Genomic DNA, 19698 nt, shown 5'->3' with positions numbered 1-19698 from the left:
TTATTTTTTCAATTTTTTTATATACTCTAAAGCATCTTTTCTGTCATTTATATTACCACGCAATATTTCATCTCTTACCTTAAGCATGATTTCATTAATTATTGGCCCTTCTTTAAAACCCATTTTTAAAATATCATATCCACTGACAGGTATTTTAAGTCCATTTTTAATCTTAAAATGTTTGATAATTATATCAGTATAATTTTCTACATTTTTAAAAGCACAGTATAAAATTAACTCTTCTATTTTATATTCTTCTAGAAGCCTAAATCTCTGTGCAGGGTCATTCACTTTAAAAATTTCATCAGAAATACTGATCCATCTTTTTTTCTTAAAAATATTAAATTCTCTATTTTTTATAGGCCAATTCGATACTTCATTACTTTCTATATTATAAAATAGAATAATCAGTCTGACAAGAAAATAATTAACATCCAGATTATATTTGCGGCATTTTGAGAGAATAATTTCTGCATTTTTAAAGGCTATTTTCTGCTTTATATTAAATTTAAAATTATCTGTCACCAGCTTTAAAACAGGAATATCATTTAAAATATCATCGGCCAGAATAGAAATATCATCTTCTAATGACAGCAGATAATTAAGTTCAGTAAATATTCGTTCCAGTGATAATCGGCTGTAGTCGTATTTTTTTAGAGAATATCTGGCCAGATCCTTTGTTTCTGGGCTGAGAACAAATCCCTTCTGCAGTCTAAATCTTATCCCTCGCAGAATCCGCAGGGGATCATCACGAAAACTGTATTTGTGCAGAACGTGCAGTATTCCAGCTTCTAAATCATCTAGTCCAGCAAAAAAATCATATAATATTCCCTCCCGGGATGGTGTTAAATCAACTGCCATAGAATTAAGTGTAAAATCTCTTCTGTACAAATCAGAAAATATACCTGATGGTTTCACTGAAGGAGGTGAACCCGGCATCTTATATTTTTCCTGTCTGCAGGTAGCAAAATCAAGTGACAATCTATATTCAGTGCGCAAATAACCAGTTTTAAATTCATCATTAAGAATATAATCCCAACCTTTTTTCTGCTTTAGATAGGAAAAAAACACCTCTATATCTCCTTCAAGCAGAAGGTCCACATCATCATTAAGTTCCAATCCCAGCAGTAAATCTCTCAACTGGCCGCCAACTAAGTACAGATTATAATTCAATTCTGCAGCCAGACTGCCCAGCTCTCTAAAAATTAGCTGTTTTTTTTGCGGGAAATATTCAAGAAAATTTATATTATACTGATAGAATCCGGCTTTTAAATGACCACTTTTTTGGTATTCCAGCAGAAGGTTTAGAGCTTTATCAGCAGAAAGAGTCAGCCGGTTTATATCTTTATCTTTTTTTCTATATATAGGTGCAAAACTGCTGTTTATAAGCTTCTGCAGAATATCAATTCTTATGTTTATAGAATCATCTTTCTCTTTATCAATAATGATATCAAAATCAGAAACTGATAAAAGATCAAAATCTTTATAAATATTTAAAATTTTGAGCAGTGAACTGTCAAATTTATAATATTCTTCTGCCGGCATTTTTTTTATTTTTTTTAATATTTTTTTTTTCATAATAATCACCACTTAATAATAAACTTTCTTAAGTAAGGAGCATCGATTTGAATCATTACTGATAAATTTTTTTAAACATTTATAAAAACAGCTATATCAAAACAAAAATTCGCTTTATTTATTAATTCTAAAATTATTTTATGCATTTATAAAAATAGGCCATCTCAAGATGAGACAGCCCTGACATAAACAATTTCTCAAATTTTACTTAAATCAATCTTTTTTAAGGATGGATTATCAGATGCTGATCGTCCAACTTTTGCGAGGTGTTTCCACTCATCATCTATTTTAACACGAACTACATCTCCAGTAAAATCATTTTTTGTTCCATCTGCAGAACTATTGGACAAAAGCCAACTCCCAACACCATAAATATCAACTGGCACCTGTGAACGTTCAAATTTATTAATTTTTTCTGGAGAAAAACCTCCTGTTGCAATAATTTTAACATTTTTACAATAATTTTGAGCAGTTCTAACATCTGTTGGATCTAAATCCCAGTCTTTATATGCATCATCCAGTGCCCGCCGCAGTTTATAAATAAGCCTTGCATTTACACCAGTATCCAGTTCTTTATTACCCAGGGGTTCTACACTTTCATCTCGAAGATTGGAAGAAGTATCAGGTCTAACCCCAAAAAGTTTATATCTTTCTGCAGCTTTATGGTTTCCTTTTTTCTTTAAAGAAATATATTTATTAAACATGACTTTCAGCACATTTAAGCTTGTACCTATACAGTCATTATCAAAATCAACCAGTGCAATTCTATTGACATCAAGCGGCATATGTCTGCAGAACTGAATCATTGATTCTGCAGTATCTCCCAAAAAAGAAGCTATATATGAATGACTGATTGTTCCACCACCTTTTCCTCCCCACCAGGCCCCCTGTTCATCTGTGGAAACAAAGCGCTGAGTGTTAGCTCCAAAATCATTGTTATATGCATTAACACCGAGAGAATAGGCATAACCATGCAGTGCCTGCAGTTTATAGTGCGCAAATCTGGCAGGAAAAAATAAAATATCCTTCCCTCGGGCAGCTTTCATAACTAAATATACATTAGTAGCAATCCTTGATGCTTCTGTAAGAGAACCCAAAATTGGGGTTTCCAGTATGGAAAAATCTCTATATCTTCCTCTAATTTTTAATACAGGTTCTACTCTATGTGGATCACCACTATATCTGGCTTTTTCTCCATCATGACATGCTTCCACTTCCAGTTCACTGGAAGTGTTTACAAAATTCTCATCTTTATCTATATATCCTGCTGATGTTTTTAAAATAGACAGAGCTTCATCTACTCCACCAACTATACAAAATGGTTTTCGCCTGGGGAAAATCTGCATTTCAACTTCAATACTGCCTATATCATGTCCCTTATAGCTGTAACCTTCTTCTGATAGTTTTTTCAATATTCGGCTGATATTACGAAAATAAACATCAGAATACCATCCACGTGACATTCTTTCTTTATCAAGCTGAAATACTTTTCTGTCAAGACGCTCACCATTAAAAATTGTCATAAACTCACCTCACAAAAATTTTAATAATCTTACTCTATAATTTCATAAATTAACGGATTTTTTTCTATTTTTTCTTCTGTAATACTGTAAGATGATTTTACTTTTTCTAAAGCAGCTTCCAAATTAGACTCATCATTTACATGTAAAACAGCAAGAACATCTCCTTTTTTGACCTCATCAGCAATCTTTTTGACTATTTCTATTCCAACAGCCATATCAATATCTCCATCTTTAGTTTCTCTTCCTGCTCCAAGCAGCATGGCAGCAATACCAATTTTATGAGCATTTATTGCACTTATATAACCATTTTGTTCAGACTTGACTTTCATTTTTTTCTCTGCCTGGGGGAGAAGTTCAGGATTATCTATAATATCTGCATCTCCACCCTGGGCAGTTACCATATCCGCAAACTTCTGCAGAGCTTCTCCACTTCTGATTTTCTCTTTGAGAAGTTTTTTAGCTCTTTCAAGATCATCTTCCTGACCGGAAAGTTTAACCATAGCTGCACCAAGTTCGATACACAGCTCAGTTATATCATCCGGTCCTTTTCCTTTTAGTACTTTAATAGCTTCCTTAACTTCAAGTGCATTTCCAACTGCAAGTCCAAGTGGTTCATTCATGTCGGTAATATAGGCAACTGTATTTTGTCCTACTTCTTTTCCTATATTTACCATAGCTTCAGCAAGTTTACGTGATTCGCTCAGCTCCTGCATAAATGCTCCACTGCCAGTTTTTACATCAAGAACTATGGCATCTGCTCCCCCAGCTATTTTTTTGCTCATGATACTGCTAGCAATAAGCGGAATAGATTCCACAGTGGCCGTTACATCCCTTAAAGCATATAATTTTTTATCAGCAGGTGTAAGGTTTCCTGTCTGACCGACAATTGAAAGACCATATTTATTAACATTTTCAAAAAATTCTTCTCTGCTTAAAGATGTATTAAATCCTGGTATTGCTTCAAGTTTATCTATAGTACCACCAGTATGACCTAGCCCTCTACCGGACATTTTGGCAACAGGAACTCCAGCTGCTGCAGCAAGTGGAGCAAGTATCAGAGTGGTGGTATCTCCTACTCCTCCTGTGCTGTGTTTATCGACTTTAGTCCCTTTTACCGGGCTTAAATCTATCATATCACCTGATTCAGCCATAATCATTGTCAGATCAGCTGTCTCTTCTGCATCCATCCCCTGAAAGAAAACTGCCATCGCCCAGGCAGAAACCTGATAATCGGGTATTTTATCTGCAACATAACCATTTATAAGGAACTCAAGTTCTTTTTTATTTAATTTTTCACCTTCACGTTTTTTGTATATTATATCATATGCACGCATTTATGTACCTCCACTTAAATATTTTCTATTATCTCTTTCATTAATTTTAAAAACTGAGGTCTTACCTTTTCAGTAATTTCTATAACTTCTTTATGATCCAGAGGCTCTGAAAGTATTCCAGCCGCCATATTTGTAATACAGGATATTCCCAACACCCGCATATTCATATGTCTGGCAACAATAACTTCCGGCACTGTAGACATACCCACAGCATCTGCACCAATATTCTGCAGATACCTAATTTCGGCCGGAGTTTCGTAAGAAGGTCCACTCAAAGCTGCATAAACTCCTTTTCTAATAAGTATACCATTTTTTTGAGCAGCTTTTTCAGCAGTTTTAATTAAATTTTTATCATAAGCTTCTGTCATATCAGGGAAACGAGGGCCATATTCATCCAAATTTTCTCCAATTAGCGGATTATCTCCTATTAAATTTATGTGATCAGAAATAACCATAAATTCTCCAGCAGAAAAGTTTCTATTTATTCCTCCGGCAGCATTAGTAAGCAGGATTGTATCTGCACCCAGTTCTCTCATTACTCTAACTGCCATAGTTATCTGTTTAAGTGAATATCCCTCATAGTAGTGAAATCTACCCTGCATTGCTATTACATTTTTTCCGGAAAGCTGACCAATTACAAATCTCCCGGCATGACCTTCAACAGTAGAAACAGGAAAATGAGGAATATCTTTATAATCAATAATCACTTTATTTTCAATCTCTTCTGCCAGTACACCTAAACCTGATCCAAGAACAAGTGCAGTTTCTATTTTAAAATCAATTTTTTTATTTATTAAAGCTGCAGCATTTTTAATTTTTTTAGACAAAAGAATCACTCCCTTTTTAAATTATAAATTTACCATCTCTATAAATAAGTTCACTATCAGCATAAATCTCGCCACCGTTTTTCATATCACAAAGCATATCCCAGTGTATAGTCGAAATGTTTTCTCCACCCGTTTCCGGATAACTTCTGCCGATAGCAAAATGGATAGTGCCTCCTATTTTTTCATCAAACAGCATATTTCTGGTAAACTTATCGATTCCATTATTACACCCTACAGCAATTTCTCCTATATAACGGGAACCATCGTCGGTATCAAGCAGTGAAAGAAGAAGTTCTTCCCCTTTTTCAGCAGAAGCATTTACTATTCTACCGTTTTTAAATTCAAGTCTTATATCTTCAATTTCTTTACCACTGTAAATACCTGGAAATGAAAATCTAATTTTTCCATTTACACTGTTTTCCACTGGCCCTGTAAAAATTTCTCCACCTGGATAGTTTTCCTTTCCTTTATCTGCTACCCAGGTTCTCCCTTTAACACTGCATTTTATATCTGTATCTTCAGCTAAAAAATGTATTTCTTCTTTTATATTTAAAATGTCGGCAATTCTGTCCAGCTCTTTCCCAAATTCAGTCCAGTAGGCCACAGGATCTTTTCTATCAAGGTGGCAGGCGGAATAAACAAATTTTCTGTAATCAAATAATGACATATTTGCTTCCTGTGCATCAGCATGTGTTGGAAACTGACATATATTCCACTTAAGATCTCCATCAGCAGCTCGATTTATAATTATTTCACTGATTTCGCGAGATGCAAGTGACCTCAATTTTATTTTTTCTGGATCAACTCTAGCTAAATTTTTTGTGTTATTTGTTCCCAAAATTCTTACCATCACATCTACATTTTCTATCATGTACTTTAAATAAGGTGATTTATAGTTAAGCTGTTGTTCTCCTGCATACTGATAAAACAGCTCTTCCTGTTCTGCAAAAGCAATTAAAACAACGGGATGAGCTCCTTTTTTTAATATATGTTTATAAATTTCTTTTACCAGTTCTTCACTTACAGCTTCTGCCCTAATAAGTACTTCTTCTCCTTCTTTTACATTAAGCGAATAATTGACAATAACATCCGCATATTTTCTTAATTTTGCGTCAGCCACAGTATTCCTCCCCTTTAAGGTTAAGTCTTTTTACTCTAATATAAATTTCTATACAATTACTTGTCCATAAATACCACCACCACCAGCTTCAATTTTAAATTCTCCACTTCTGGCGGTTAAAATTTTACTCAGAAGTTTGCTGTTCAAACATTGTTTGAGTTCTTCTCTGCTTTTCCTGTGCAGAATATCCATTTCACTGCCGCAGTTTTTGAGCATCCTGTTTAGAGTCTTCCTGCCTATTCCAGGTATATCCAGTAGTGGAATCTGATATCTGTATTCCGGTCTGTGAGCAGGAGATTCCGTTTTTTTTACTAGTGAAATATCAAGTATTCTATCTTTAACACCAACAGTTATATTTTCACTTTCACATAAAGGACATTTTAAAACGGCACTCCTGACTGAAAAAACCTGATCGCATTTTTCACAGTATGAACGATGATATTTACCCAGAGCCGGATCAAGACCAAAATTCTTAATTATTTTTCTACTCATTTCACGTTTAAATGCTTTTTTTACTTCTTCAAAATTGAGTTCTTTTAGCTGTATTAAGTTATATTCTCTTGCTATTTTGGGCAGAGAATGAGCATCAGAATTTGTCAAAAAGCTTTTTCCTTTAAGTTCAGGTAATAAGTCTGCCATCTCTGTATCTGCACTTAATCCAAGTTCAACAGCAGGAATTTTATTCCATTCTGCATCTGTAAATCCTTCTCTATATGAAGAAAAGGCTCTACCATAAAAACTTTTATGTGGTGTAAAAATATGAGCCGGTATTAAAACACCTCCGTGATATTCAACAATTTTAAGAAACTCTGGACCTGTTATATAGGCTGTCTGAGAACTTAAATTTATATTGGAAATATACTGTTCCATTGTCAGGCTGAATTCCTTAATATCAGCCAAATAAGGGAAAAAAGAGAGATAATGAACCTGGCCACCATTTTTTTCTCTGCTTTCTATTTCAGCTCCGAGCAGAACCAGCAGTTCACCTCTGTATAATATACCACCTGAATCAAGTTCAGACATTTTTCCCTCTGTAATCATCCTTTCTATATCTTCAATCACTACCGGTGAAGCACAATCTATTATACCGACAATATCCAGTCCTTTTCTATAATAAGCTTCTTTTAAAATATTGGGAAAATTGAGTTTCCGCGAGGCAGTTATTTTTACAGGACTACCGTCACTTCCGCCTCCAATATGAATATGAAGATCAGCATAAAAATTTTTATACATCAAAATCACCAAGATAATATAATACAGCAATCAGTGTTTTGCTGTCATTGATTTTTCCTTTTTTGAATAATTTTTTTACCTCTGATCTATTTTTAGGAACAACTTCTATATATTCTCCTGGATCAAGATCTCTTCCAACAAATTTGAGATTTTCTGCTTTATAAATATAGATTAATTCTGTGCTATAGCCAGGAGTGGTATAAAAGTTAAATACTTCTTTTAAATTTTCAGCTTTATATCCAGTTTCTTCTATTAATTCTCGCTGAGCACATTCTGCCGGTTTTTCACCAATTTCCAGTTTTCCGGCTGGTATTTCATAAATAATTTCATCTACAGGGTATCTATATTGTTTTATCAGCAGCAGTTTTCCCTCATCATTCTCTGCTAAAACAGCAACACCCCCACTATGTTCTACTACTTCTCTAATAGAGCTGTGCTTATCCGGAAATTCTACCCTATCCCGATGCAGTTTTAAAATATTGCCATTATAAATTATTTCTCCATCTATTTTTTTTTCTTTTTGTATGTACATTATTGAACCTCCAATTAGTTCTTCTCTTCTATAAATTATTCACGAAAAACTACAAAAATCCTTTTAAATAGCAAAAAACTGCTTATAAATATAATAATCCCCATCAAAATGTTCAAAAAAGCGTTTTGATGAGGATCATTATAATTAATTATTATAATCTACCATATATTTGAGCAATTTAACATTAGCGTTTAGGCAAGTGCACAACCTCTATCCAGTGCTTCATTATTTATTTCCAGCAGATTTTGCCTGTGTGGAGGCAGAACCTCTTTTAGCGAAGTTTTAACAATATCAAGAGGCAAAAATTCCTCTCTGCAGATTATGTTTCCTAACATAACCATATTGGCAATTCTACTTTCTCCAAGTTCATTAGCAATTTTATTTGCCGGAACTTTAATAACTTCAATATCATCTCGCTCTACTTCTTGATTAATTAGAGATTTGTTAACATAAATTTTTCCGCCAGGTTTAATCGTATCAACAAATTTTAACATAGAAGGAAGGTTCATAGCTACAACAATATCTGGTTTAGAAGAAAGTGGAGAAGGTATCATTTTATCAGATACAATAACAGTACAGTTAGCTGTACCCCCACGCATTTCCGGGCCATAAGAAGGCATCCAGGAAACATGATATTCTTCTGTCATACCTGAATATGCAACCAGTCTTCCCATAAGCATAACTCCCTGGCCGCCAAATCCAGCAAAGATCATTTCTTTTTTCATTCTATTCTCCCTCCCCAGCTTCTTTTAATACCTGTGGTTTATAAATAGGTATCATATTTTCTTCAAGCCATTTTAAAGCTTCTACAGGTTCTATACCCCAATTTGTGGGACAGGTAGAAAGAACCTCTATCATCGTAAATCCTTTTCCTTCCAGCTGCATTTTAAACGCTTTTTTAATAGCTTTTTTGGCTTTTATAATATGTTTTACATCATGTACAGAAACTCTTTCTATATATGCCGCTCCATCAAGCACTGCAAGCATTTCGGAAATCTTAATAGGTGATCCAGCAATATCCTTTTTCCGACCAGCAGGAGAAGTTGTTGTTTTTTGTCCTAAAAGAGTTGTTGGTGCCATCTGTCCACCTGTCATACCATAAATAGCATTGTTGACAAAAATAGTGGTTATATTTTCACCTCTATTTGCTGCATGAACTATCTCAGCAGTACCAATAGAAGCAAGATCTCCATCTCCCTGATAGGTAAATACTACTTTATCGGGATGAACTCTTTTAACTCCAGTTGCAACCGCCGGAGCCCTACCGTGTGAAGCTTCCTGCATATCACAGTCAAAATATTCGTAAGCAAGAACTGAACATCCAACAGGTGCTATACCTATTGTTTTTTCTCTAATATCCAGCTCATCCATTACCTCTGCTACAAGACGGTGTATTATACCGTGGGTGCAGCCGGGACAATAATGAAAATCTTTATCAGTTAAAGAATCTGGTTTTTTAGCAACTACCTGCATTATTTCCCACCTCCAATTTTTTTGATCTCAGCTAAAATTTCTTCAGGAGTAGGAATCATACCACCTGTACGACCATAAAAGTGAACACTGCTGTTGTTTGCACATACAGCAAGTTCAACATCTTCTACCATCTGCCCTGTACTCATTTCTACAGTTAAGAAATCATCAATTTTTTCAGAAGTTTTTGCAATGATTTCTTTTGGAAATGGGAAAAGGGTTATAGGCCTAATAAGTCCAACCTTATATCCTTCTTCACGGGCCAGCTCCATGGCACTGAGAGAAATTCTAGCTGAAGTTCCATATGCCACTATTACTATATCAGCATCATCAAGATAATATGTTTCATATCTGACTTCTTCTTTTTCCATCTGATCATATTTTTCTTTTAACTTCTGGTTGTGCTTTTCTAACTCGGCTGGATCTAAAGAAAGAGAATTAATAATATTTTTTTCTCTACCTTCAGCTCCATCAGTTGCCCATGGCTTATCAGGTAGATCATCGGGATCAATACTTCTTTCGAATGATACTGGTTCCATCATCTGACCTATCATGCCATCGGCAAGCAGTAAAACAGGATTTCTGTATTTATCTGCCAGTTCAAAAGCATCTATTGTCAGATCAACTGCTTCCTGTACAGAAGAAGGAGCAAGAACAAACAGTCTAAAATCACCATGTGCCATTCCTTTTGTGGCCTGAAAATAATCTGACTGAGCAGGCTGGATTCCACCAAGACCCGGGCCACCCCTCATCATGTTAACAATAACTGCCGGCAGTTCTGCCCCAGCTATATAGGAAATACCTTCAGCTTTAAGGCTGATACCTGGACTTGAAGATGAAGTCATTACTCTTGCACCGGCACCAGCAGCTCCATAGACCATATTACTGGCAGCTACTTCACTTTCAGCCTGAAGAAAAACCCCTCCTACTTCAGGAAGACGCCAGGAAAGATATGCCGGAAGCTCATTTTGTGGTGTTATCGGATATCCAAAAAAATAGCGGCAGCCTGCCTTAACAGCAGCTTCAGCTATCGCTTCATTTCCTTTCATTAAAATTTTTTTAGCCATTAATTTAAACCTCCTAATAAAATTTTATATTAATCTTCTTTATAGATTGTAATTGCAACATCAGGACAAATTCTATAGCACTGTCCACAGGAAATACAGTCAGACTGATCTGTGACCTCTGACGGATGATATCCATGGCTGTTAATTTCTTCCGAAATAGTCAATATGGAAACAGGACAGACTGTTGTACATAATTTACAACCTTTACATTTTTCGCGATCAATAACAACTTTTTTTATATCAGCCAACATTATGCCTCCCTTCAAAAATCAATGATAGTCTTTTGCTTTTTCTTCCCCAGATAAAACTCTAAAAGCCCCAGCAGCAAGTGCTTCCATCTCTTTTTCTCCGGGATAAAGATAAACTGGAGCAATAAATTTAATTTTCTTAATTATTTTTTCTGTAAGATATTTTGAGTGTGACATACCTCCTGTTAATATTATAGCATCAATCTCACCTGCATTAACAACAGCAAGAGAAGCTATTTCTTTAATTATCTGGTAGGACATTGCAGATAATACCAGCTCAGCCTGTTTATTCCCATTTCTTATCATTTCCTCAACTTTTATAAGGTCTGCAGTGCCTAAATGTGCCTTAAGTCCCCCATCACCAACAATCTTTTTTTCCATCTCTTCAAAACTGTAATTTTCTTTTTTCATAAGATTCAGCAGATCAACTGCCGGTAAGCTGCCGGCTCTATTAGGAGACATAGGTCCCAGACCGCCTAAAGCATTATTAACATCTACTATTTTACCGTCAATATGAATCCCTACTGATATTCCTCCCCCAAGATGGGCAACAATAAGGTGCATGTCCTTATAATCATTTCCTGTCATTTCAGCGTGGTTTCTGGCAACTTCTCTCTGATTAAGGGCATGGAATATGCTCCTGTTTTTAAGTTCCGGTATGCCTGTTATTTTAGCTATTTCACTCATTTCATCAACAACTACTGGATCTACAATAAAAGAAGGTATAGCTGCAGTATCTGCAATTCTTTTAGCCAGCAGTGCTCCTAAATTACTTGCATGTTTACCGTATTTTTGACTTTTAACAGTATCAATCATTTTTTGATTTATATTATATGTTCCACCCGGAAGGGGCTTTAAAAGCCCCCCACGTCCAACTACAGCAGACAGAGATTGAATATTGATATTATGTTTACGCAGAAAATCCATAATATGACTGTACCTCATCTTAGTCTGATCTACAATGGTCGGAAATTTCTCCATTTCTTCTTCAGTATGAGATATATTTTCTTCAATTATCCTGTCTTTATTTTCAAAAACTGCCAGTTTGGTTGAAGTGGAACCTGGATTAATTACCAGTATCTTATATTTCATAACATCAGTCCCTTGGTATTAAATTACTTCTTACTTTTGCTATTTTTTCTATTCTCTCTTCTGCCATTATATCAGCTGCTTTATAGGTTGGTATATTATCTCTTTTACTGATTGCAAAAACTTTTTTGACATTATCATAAATTTTGCTTGCCTTTGCCATTGCTCTTTCTTCATTATATCCGAGCAGTTCATCATATACATTGATAACTCCACCAGCATTGATAACGTAATCAGGTACATATAATATACCTTTATCTTCAAGCATATCTCCATGTCTTGTTTCAGCCAGCACATTATTGGCAGACCCAGCTACTATATCTGCTTTTAATTTCGGTATTGTATCATCATTTATCACTGCACCAAGAGCACAGGGAGCAAAGATATCACATTCAACTCCATAGATATCTTCCGGACTAACAACTTCAGCATCTACTTCATTCAGAACCATATCAAGATTTTCCTGTTTAATGTCTGTAATAATTAATTTTCCACCTTCATCAGCTATATGTTTAGCAAGGTAATAACCAACATGTCCAACTCCCTGTATAGCAACTACCTTTCCTTTTAAATCAGGTGAACCGTAAAATTCATCTGCAGCTGCTTTCATACCTCTCCAGCATCCATAGGCAGTTACAGGAGAAGGATCTCCGCTTGTACCTGGAAGTCCGGTAACAAAATCGGTTTCTTCAGCCACAAATTTCATGTCATCAACACATGTATTTACATCTTCAGCAGTAATATAGCGTCCATTTAGACTCTGAACAAATCTGCCATAAGCACGCAGCAGCTCTTCACTTTTTATTTTATCTGGATCACCAATTATGACAGCCTTTCCACCACCGAGATTTAGTCCAGCAGCAGCAGACTTATATGTCATTCCTCTTGCCAGCCTAATTACATCATTTAAAGCTTCTTCTTCATTTTTGTAATTCCAGATTCTTGTTCCACCAAGTGCAGGTCCAAGTGTTGTATCATGAATACATATAATCGCCTTTAATCCAGAAACCTCATCATAATTAAAAACTACCTGCTCATAATCATGTTTTTCCATTCTTTCAAAAATATTCATCTAATTTCCTCCTTTTAAATTTTGGTATTTTAATTAAAAAATATAAATTATCTGACAAGACTGATATTTATTTTCCTAAAACAAGATTTCTTACAAATAATTTACCTAAAGCGATAGAATTAAATTTAGTATCCAGAGAATCTGCTCTGGAGCTAATAATTAGAGGTATATTAGCCCCCATAATAAGGCTTGCGGTTGGCTGCTCAAACAGCACTACCAGTGTTTTATATAGAATATTTCCAGATTCTATATCTGGAACAACCAATATATCTGCTTCACCTGCTACTTCTCCCCTGATACCCTTTTTTTCTGCTGCCTGTTTTAATACAGCATTATCAAATGCAAGTGGGCCGTCAACTACCACATCAATCTGTCCGCGGTCACTCATTTTAGAAATCACCGCAGCTTCTACTGTAGACTGCATAGATTGATTGACAGTTTCTACTGCTGCAAGTAAAGCTACTTTTGGACTGGAAATCCCTAATTTTCTGGCAAAAAAAGCTGCATTCTCAATAATCTCTACTTTTTCTTCCAGACCCGGAGATATATTCATTCCACCATCTGTAATTATAACAAAGCGATTTTGATTCTCCAGATAAATAAGAGAAACAAGGCTTAAAAGGTGATCTCTTCTAAAAGAAAATTTTCTGTCAAGCATTGCACGCAGAATAGTTCCCGTATTAATCATACCTTTCATCGGCATTTCTGCTTTACCTTCTTCGACTATCTGCATAGCTTTGTAGGCAGATTCTTCATGTGACATGCTGTTGATAATTTCTAAATCTGCAGTAAAATTTATTTCTTGTAAAATATTTTCAATTTTTTCTTTACTGCCTATCAGAATCGGTTCAGCAATTTTTTCTTCATAGGCTTTTTTTAAGCTTTTGAGAACTGTTTTATCCTCTGCCTGAGCCACAGAAATCTTAAGCATCTCTCCGGTTTTTGCCATTTCAATTAGCTGATCCATATCTGAAAACATTTTTATCACCTCCACACTATATAAATATGCAATATTTATTCCATTCACATAATATTTAAAAAATAATAAAAAATCCCCTTACAGCGGGGATTTTCAGCATCATATATATCATTTTTTTATTTTCTGAAAATTTTAACTGCAAAAATATTCATTAATGAAAAAATTTGCAGGCAGTTATTTGCAGTTATATATATTATTTAATAAACTGTAATATAAAAATTTTAATAAATAGAAGTATAATGACAAATAAATTTCTGCTTTTATCGTATTATTTATCCTAACTACTGATTGATACCATATTTGCTCAGTTTGTAATATAGACTTCTAACAGCTATACCAAGAATATCGGCTGCTTTTGTTCTGTTTCCATCTGCCTTTTTAAGAGCACTGATTATGGCTCTTCTTTCTGTTCTGGCAATAATTTCTGCCAGGTCTACTTTCTCAAGAGTAAATCTATCATTAAAAGTAAATTTGTCACTGTCAGATTCACATTTATCATCAAGTACAGGTAGGTCATCTATATCTACAATACCCTCTTCAAAAGAAACATAGATCATAGCTCTACCTAAAATATTTTCCAGCTCTCTCACATTTCCCGGCCATTCATATGAGCTTAACTTCAGCATTGCTGCATCAGAAATACCCCTAACAGTTTTTCCATATTCCTGATTGAGCTTTTTAATAATGTGTTTGACAAGCAGAGGCAGATCTTCTTTCCGCTTTCTGAGTGGTGGAATTTCCAGTGGAAAAACATTTAATCTGTAATAAAGATCTCTGCGAAATTTTCCATTTTCAATTGCTGATTCCAGGTCAGTATTGGTAGCAGCAATAATCCTCACATCTACATTAATTGGTTTTGAACCACCAACACGTACAATTTCCTTTTCCTGCAGAACTCGCAGCAGTTTCGCCTGCAGATTAAAATTTATCTTTCCTATTTCATCCAGAAATATTGTTCCTCCATCAGCTTCTTCAAAAAGCCCTTTTTTACCACCCTTTTTTGCACCTGTAAAAGCTCCTTCTTCATAGCCAAAAAGCTCACTTTCCAGTATACTATCTGTAAGTGAAGCACAGTTGACCCGAACAAATTTATATTTACTGCGCGGGCTTTCATTGTGAATTGCATGGGCAAACAGCTCCTTACCGGTTCCACTTTCACCTCTGAGGAGAACTGTCACAGGTGTATGAGCAGCTTTTCTGGCAAGGTTTATAATCCGCTGCATTTTATCACTTTTCCCCACTATATCACTGAAAGTATATTTAGCCCTCAATTGCCTTATAAGTTTTTTAGCCTGATTAAGTTCCTCTGTCAATTTTTTGATTTCTGAGACATCTTTTATAACTCCAACACTGCCCTTTAATTTTTCACCGACAATTATTGGTGCTACATCAACAATTACATCCTTTTTATTTGGCCCCACCTTCATACGCACATTATAGACTGGCTCTCTTGTTTTTAAAACTTTATAATGCATGCTCTTTCCTTCAGCAATATCAACACTGGCTGGTTTTCCAATTACATCTTCTTCGGTTAAACCTGTCAGTCTGGTGTAGGCAGGGTTAATCATAATTCCCTTTCCTTCTTCATCTACAACTGAAATAGCATCCTGAGTGGAATTAATAACTGCTTCTAAAAGAGCTCTGGATTCTTTTAAATCTGTAATTTCTTCTGCAAATCTCTTTACTTCTTCTATATCTCTAAAAACAGCAACCGCCCCAATGATTTCTCCTGCTTCATTTCTAACAGGCATTCTATTAGTCATTATGGTAAGCCCACCAACATACTGGGTCTGATTTAATTCCATTTTTCCGGATTTAAGAACATAATGCATCCTGGTATTTTCTATAACTTCTTCTACATCTTTTCCGATAATATTTTCTTTTTTAAGACCTAATATTCTCTCAGCAGCTCTGTTAAAGAGCTCTATTTTGCCATCTTTATCTATTGAAATTATTCCATCATGAGTAGCATCTATAATAGCATTATGTTTGATCTGTTTTTTCAATATAAAGCTGCACCTTCCTTCCAGCATAATTTAAATTAAAATATTTTTCTCTTAATAAAGGCATACTAATACATCTGGGGCTTCTCTACCCTGATCTGTGCAGAAGAATCTTTTTCATTCTGTCAATTGCTGATTTAACATGAAGAATATGAGAGCCCATAATTTTAACCCCTTTTTACTTTTTCACTCTCAATTTCCAGCCTCAGCTTATCTGCAATTCTAGCTATGAATTGAGAATTGGTTGGTTTATTTTTATTTCCTCCCACTGTACTAGCAAAATATTCATCCAGCACTTCAGCATTACCTCGAGTCCAAACAACTTCTATTGCATGTCTTATTGCTCTTTCGACACGACTTGGTTTGGAATCAAATTTTTCTGCTACTGCTGGATACAGTTTTTTTGTGATAGCTCCTAGAAACTCAATATCCTTAATTACAAGCTCTACAGCCTCTCTAATATAAAGGTAGCCTTTTATGTGAGCTGGTATGCCAAGATTATGCATAACTTCTGTTATTTTGACATTTAAATCTACATTATTTTTAAAAATTAATAAATCATCACTGTCGGCCAACCCCCTGTTTCCTTCTACTGATGGTGGAGCAACCATCTGCTTAATTCTTTTAATCAGCTTATCAAGATCAAAAGGTTTCATTATATAATAGCTTGCACCTAGTTCTACCAGTCGCTGAGTAATTTCTTCCTGTCCAAAAGCAGTCAGTATTATGGTTTTTATGGCTTCATTTAAACCCTTTTTATTCATTTCCTCCATTACACCCATCCCATCTAAATATGGCATTATTAAATCAAGAATTAATACATCTGCCTCAGTATTCTTGACCAATTCCAATCCCTGATAACCATCATGGGCAACCCCTAAAACATTAATATCATCCTGAAGAGAAAAATATTCGCTCAATAACTGACAGAACTCTTTATTATCATCTACTATAATTATATCTATATTTTTTTTCATATTAGACACTCCTGACATAATACAGTTTATTTTAGATTTTAAAGTTAAAACTAATTAATTTTTGAAAGCTGCCAATAAACTTTCTTTTTTTCTAAAAGCAAGATTCAACATTTCCCCTGCATTTGCTGCTGCTTTTTCGGTTAATTCACCTGTACCGAGCATTCTTGCTAATTCTCTAGTTCTAGCTTCTCTATCTAAAATATCGATATTGGTAAATGTCCTGTTTTTTTCAGTTTTTTTGCTGATCAAAAAGTGGTGATTTCCCATACTGGCAATCTGTGGCAGATGAGTAATACATATAATCTGACGTTTTAAAGAAATATTAAATAATTTTTCAGCCATTTTTACAGCTATTTTACCACCAACTCCACTGTCAACTTCATCGAAAACAAGTGTATCAACCTGATCCAAATTGGCAGTAATAGTTTTTAAAGCCAGCATTATTCTGGATAATTCTCCACCAGATACTATTTTTGTCAGTGCTTTTAAGTCTTCACCAGGATTGGGTGAAATCAGAAATTCTACCCTATCGATTCCATCTATGCCAGGATTTTTTTTTGTAAAAATTACTTTAAATTTTGCATTTTCCATTGCGAGATCACTGAGTTCTTCTTTCAGCCTTTTTTCAAAAACAGCTGCGCGATCTTTTCTAATAACAGAAAGTTTTTCTGCTTTATTTATTAAATTTTTCTTCAGGCTATTTTTTTCTTTTTTTAATTTTGCAATTTTTTCTTCAATATTTTCCAGATGATCTTTTTTTTCATATAATTCATCCAGATATTCTTTTATCTCTGCAGTACTGCTTCCATATTTGCGCAGCAGTCTGTTAATAAGATCCATTCTTTTTGTAATTGCTGTAAGCTCTTCTTTATCATAATCAAATGTGTCGTGATAATCCTGAATTTTAAAACTAAAATCTTCGAGATTGAAAAATATATCAGCAAATCTTTCTTCGAGATTTTTAAGTCTTTTATCAAAATCAGCTGCATCTTCCAGCTCATTTTTTAAAATACCCAGTTTTTCTACAATACCACCGTCAGAATAGTCATCACCTGTCAGCACAGAAATCAAATTACCGGTTATTTTAAATATCTCCTCAGCATGAGAAAGTGTGTTATATTTCTCCTTTAGTACTTCATACTCACCTTCTTTTAACTGAGCTGATTCTATTTCTTCTATCTGAAAATTTATCAGATCGAGTTCTCTTACACGCTGTGAATCATCAAGTTCCATATTACTCAGTTTTTCTACAGTCAGCTGATATTCCTGATAGATCTCCTTAATTTCATTTTTTAGTACTTTTATTTTTTCACCTATAAATTCATCCAGTATCATTAAATGGAATTTTTGATCCAAAAGAAGTTGATGCTCATGCTGACCATGTATATCCAGCAGATATCTGCTTATATTTTTAACCAGCCTGAGAGTTGCAAGCTGACCGTTGATTAAGGTTCTATTTCGACCATTTGCTTTTATTTCACGTGCAATTAAAACTCCATTTTTTTCTGTTTCAATACCGGCTTCATCAATTGTATTATTTATAATATCAAGCTGATCTGGCTGAAAAAAAGCCGAAATATATGCAGAATTTTTACCTGTTCTTATTACATCTGTTGAAGCACGTGCACCTAAAAGCATATCTAAAGCTCCAATAATTATTGATTTACCCGCCCCAGTTTCACCGGTTAAAACATTTAAACCACTTTTAAAATTAATGGTGCTTTGATCTATTAATGCAAAATTTTTAACCTGTAAATCACTGAGCATCTTTTATCCCCCAATCAAAATTATGCAAGATTCATCTTTTCTTTCAAAATAGTATAAAAGGTCCTATCCGGAAGTTTAATAATAGAAATTTCTCTATCTGCAGCTTCTATGTAGATTTTATCTCCACTCATCAATTCAGAGTTATCGTGGCCATCTACAGTACCAAAAATACTGCCGCTGTCCCCTTCTATTTCAATACAAATTTTTTCGTTCCCGGATATTACCATTGGACGCATATGCAGGTTGTGTGGGCAAATAGGTGTTATTAATATTGCCCTCACCTGTCTTGGATTTATAATTGGACCACCTGCTGAAAGAGAATATGCAGTTGAACCTGTTGGTGTGGAGATAATTAATCCATCTGATCTAAATCGGTTCACCAGCTCGTCATTTATATGAAGTTTAATTTTAACCATCCGGGAATCAGGACTTCTGTTTACAACATAATCATTTAAAGCATAATTTTTTTCTATTTTTTCTCCATTTCTAAAATGTTCTGCTTTTATCATCATTCTGTGCTCTATTTTATATTTTTTCTGATTTACCATATGCAGAGCTTTTTCCAGTTCTTCGGTTTCTATATCTGTTAAAAAGCCAAGCTGACCAATGTTTATTCCCAGTAGTGGTACACCACTACCAATAAAATGGTGGGATGTGTGAAGAAATGTTCCATCTCCACCAAAGACAATTATATAATCCGCTTTTTCTCTGAGCTGCTGGTAGGTAGCTCCTCTTTTTTGCTGGCCCAGATAAGAAGCAGCTTCCTTTTCTATGTAAAATTCAATACCTTTTTTTATAAACCAGTCTGCAGCATTTTGGGCAGTAGAAAAAGCTTCCTTTTTTGCAAGATTTAGAACCATTCCCGGTGTGGACATATTT

At 34.8% G+C, this 19698-nt stretch carries 18 protein-coding genes; all 18 read right to left on the bottom strand.

The genetic code is table 11. The features are described from left to right. Complete coding sequence (locus tag DFR78_RS02765) at positions 1 to 1578, bottom strand: CCA tRNA nucleotidyltransferase (protein ID WP_114457312.1); 1578 nt, start codon at positions 1576 to 1578, stop codon at positions 1 to 3. Between the two features lie 197 nt (positions 1579 to 1775). Continuing rightward, on the bottom strand, positions 1776 to 3101 hold the full coding sequence (locus DFR78_RS02760; RefSeq protein WP_114457311.1) for a nicotinate phosphoribosyltransferase: 1326 nt from the start codon (positions 3099 to 3101) through the stop codon (positions 1776 to 1778). Between the two features lie 29 nt (positions 3102 to 3130). Continuing rightward, positions 3131 to 4435: a pyrimidine-nucleoside phosphorylase gene (locus DFR78_RS02755; RefSeq protein WP_114457310.1), complete on the bottom strand. Its 1305-nt coding sequence runs from the start codon at positions 4433 to 4435 to the stop codon at positions 3131 to 3133. A 14-nt stretch (positions 4436 to 4449) separates the two neighbouring features. Further along, positions 4450 to 5262, bottom strand: coding sequence for a purine-nucleoside phosphorylase (locus DFR78_RS02750; protein WP_114457309.1), 813 nt, complete (start codon positions 5260 to 5262; stop codon positions 4450 to 4452). Positions 5263 to 5278: 16 nt separating this feature from the next. Next, positions 5279 to 6382 carry an aminopeptidase gene (locus DFR78_RS02745; protein ID WP_114457308.1) on the bottom strand — a complete coding sequence of 368 codons (1104 nt, stop codon included), beginning with the start codon at positions 6380 to 6382 and terminating at the stop codon, positions 5279 to 5281. Between the two features lie 48 nt (positions 6383 to 6430). Further along, positions 6431 to 7615 carry an endonuclease Q family protein gene (locus tag DFR78_RS02740; RefSeq protein WP_114457307.1) on the bottom strand — a complete coding sequence of 395 codons (1185 nt, stop codon included), beginning with the start codon at positions 7613 to 7615 and terminating at the stop codon, positions 6431 to 6433. Continuing rightward, entirely contained in the window at positions 7608 to 8147 is a 540-nt protein-coding gene (locus DFR78_RS02735) for an NUDIX hydrolase (RefSeq protein WP_114457306.1), read from the bottom strand. Before DFR78_RS02735 ends, DFR78_RS02740 begins: the two co-directional genes overlap by 8 nt. A 191-nt stretch (positions 8148 to 8338) precedes the next feature. Next, complete coding sequence (locus DFR78_RS02730; RefSeq protein ID WP_114457305.1) at positions 8339 to 8872, bottom strand: 2-oxoacid:acceptor oxidoreductase family protein; 534 nt, start codon at positions 8870 to 8872, stop codon at positions 8339 to 8341. Between the two features lies 1 nt (position 8873). Then, positions 8874 to 9620 (bottom strand): thiamine pyrophosphate-dependent enzyme, encoded by a 747-nt coding sequence (locus DFR78_RS02725; RefSeq protein WP_114457304.1) that lies wholly within the window; start codon positions 9618 to 9620, stop codon positions 8874 to 8876. Then, positions 9620 to 10684 (bottom strand): 3-methyl-2-oxobutanoate dehydrogenase subunit VorB, encoded by a 1065-nt coding sequence (locus DFR78_RS02720; protein WP_114457303.1) that lies wholly within the window; start codon positions 10682 to 10684, stop codon positions 9620 to 9622. The genes DFR78_RS02725 and DFR78_RS02720 overlap by 1 nt, the downstream gene beginning before the upstream one ends. 29 nt (positions 10685 to 10713) lie before the next feature. Continuing rightward, positions 10714 to 10932, bottom strand: a complete 219-nt coding sequence (locus DFR78_RS02715) for a 4Fe-4S binding protein (RefSeq protein ID WP_233486950.1) — start codon at positions 10930 to 10932, stop codon at positions 10714 to 10716. A gap of 21 nt (positions 10933 to 10953) precedes the next feature. Further along, entirely contained in the window at positions 10954 to 12024 is a 1071-nt protein-coding gene (gene buk / locus DFR78_RS02710; protein WP_114457302.1) for a butyrate kinase, read from the bottom strand. A 4-nt stretch (positions 12025 to 12028) separates the two neighbouring features. Further along, on the bottom strand, positions 12029 to 13093 hold the full coding sequence (locus tag DFR78_RS02705) for a Glu/Leu/Phe/Val dehydrogenase (protein WP_114457301.1): 1065 nt from the start codon (positions 13091 to 13093) through the stop codon (positions 12029 to 12031). A gap of 67 nt (positions 13094 to 13160) precedes the next feature. Next, positions 13161 to 14072, bottom strand: coding sequence for a bifunctional enoyl-CoA hydratase/phosphate acetyltransferase (locus tag DFR78_RS02700; RefSeq protein ID WP_114457300.1), 912 nt, complete (start codon positions 14070 to 14072; stop codon positions 13161 to 13163). Between the two features lie 281 nt (positions 14073 to 14353). Next, on the bottom strand, positions 14354 to 16105 hold the full coding sequence (locus tag DFR78_RS02695) for a sigma-54-dependent Fis family transcriptional regulator (protein WP_114457299.1): 1752 nt from the start codon (positions 16103 to 16105) through the stop codon (positions 14354 to 14356). A gap of 137 nt (positions 16106 to 16242) precedes the next feature. Continuing rightward, positions 16243 to 17052, bottom strand: a complete 810-nt coding sequence (gene spo0A, locus DFR78_RS02690) for a sporulation transcription factor Spo0A (protein ID WP_114457298.1) — start codon at positions 17050 to 17052, stop codon at positions 16243 to 16245. A 54-nt stretch (positions 17053 to 17106) separates the two neighbouring features. Next, entirely contained in the window at positions 17107 to 18819 is a 1713-nt protein-coding gene (gene recN / locus DFR78_RS02685) for a DNA repair protein RecN (protein ID WP_114457297.1), read from the bottom strand. 20 nt (positions 18820 to 18839) lie between these two features. Then, on the bottom strand, positions 18840 to 19694 hold the full coding sequence (locus DFR78_RS02680) for an NAD(+)/NADH kinase (protein WP_114457296.1): 855 nt from the start codon (positions 19692 to 19694) through the stop codon (positions 18840 to 18842). Between the last annotated feature and the right edge of the window lie 4 nt (positions 19695 to 19698).

This window comes from Halanaerobium sp. MA284_MarDTE_T2 (assembly GCF_003337245.1).
Taxonomy (GTDB): domain Bacteria; phylum Bacillota; class Halanaerobiia; order Halanaerobiales; family Halanaerobiaceae; genus QPJE01.
The sequence above is the reverse complement of the archived record's forward strand: the minus strand, read 5'-3'. Positions and strand labels throughout refer to the sequence as shown.

Excerpts from the sequence above, each read along its gene's own strand:
- DFR78_RS02755 (WP_114457310.1), bottom strand. The coding sequence starts at position 4,435 with ATGCGTGCATATGATATAATATACAAAAAACGTGAAGGTGAAAAATTA.
- DFR78_RS02730 (WP_114457305.1), bottom strand. The coding sequence starts at position 8,872 with ATGAAAAAAGAAATGATCTTTGCTGGATTTGGCGGCCAGGGAGTTATG.
- DFR78_RS02695 (WP_114457299.1), bottom strand. The coding sequence starts at position 16,105 with ATGCTGGAAGGAAGGTGCAGCTTTATATTGAAAAAACAGATCAAACAT.
- DFR78_RS02700 (WP_114457300.1), bottom strand. The coding sequence starts at position 14,072 with ATGTTTTCAGATATGGATCAGCTAATTGAAATGGCAAAAACCGGAGAG.
- DFR78_RS02725 (WP_114457304.1), bottom strand. The coding sequence starts at position 9,620 with ATGCAGGTAGTTGCTAAAAAACCAGATTCTTTAACTGATAAAGATTTT.
- DFR78_RS02705 (WP_114457301.1), bottom strand. The coding sequence starts at position 13,093 with ATGAATATTTTTGAAAGAATGGAAAAACATGATTATGAGCAGGTAGTT.
- DFR78_RS02720 (WP_114457303.1), bottom strand. The coding sequence starts at position 10,684 with ATGGCTAAAAAAATTTTAATGAAAGGAAATGAAGCGATAGCTGAAGCT.
- DFR78_RS02760 (WP_114457311.1), bottom strand. The coding sequence starts at position 3,101 with ATGACAATTTTTAATGGTGAGCGTCTTGACAGAAAAGTATTTCAGCTT.
- DFR78_RS02765 (WP_114457312.1), bottom strand. The coding sequence starts at position 1,578 with ATGAAAAAAAAAATATTAAAAAAAATAAAAAAAATGCCGGCAGAAGAA.
- DFR78_RS02735 (WP_114457306.1), bottom strand. The coding sequence starts at position 8,147 with ATGTACATACAAAAAGAAAAAAAAATAGATGGAGAAATAATTTATAAT.
- recN (WP_114457297.1), bottom strand. The coding sequence starts at position 18,819 with ATGCTCAGTGATTTACAGGTTAAAAATTTTGCATTAATAGATCAAAGC.
- DFR78_RS02680 (WP_114457296.1), bottom strand. The coding sequence starts at position 19,694 with ATGTCCACACCGGGAATGGTTCTAAATCTTGCAAAAAAGGAAGCTTTT.
- DFR78_RS02740 (WP_114457307.1), bottom strand. The coding sequence starts at position 7,615 with ATGTATAAAAATTTTTATGCTGATCTTCATATTCATATTGGAGGCGGA.
- spo0A (WP_114457298.1), bottom strand. The coding sequence starts at position 17,052 with ATGAAAAAAAATATAGATATAATTATAGTAGATGATAATAAAGAGTTC.
- buk (WP_114457302.1), bottom strand. The coding sequence starts at position 12,024 with ATGAAATATAAGATACTGGTAATTAATCCAGGTTCCACTTCAACCAAA.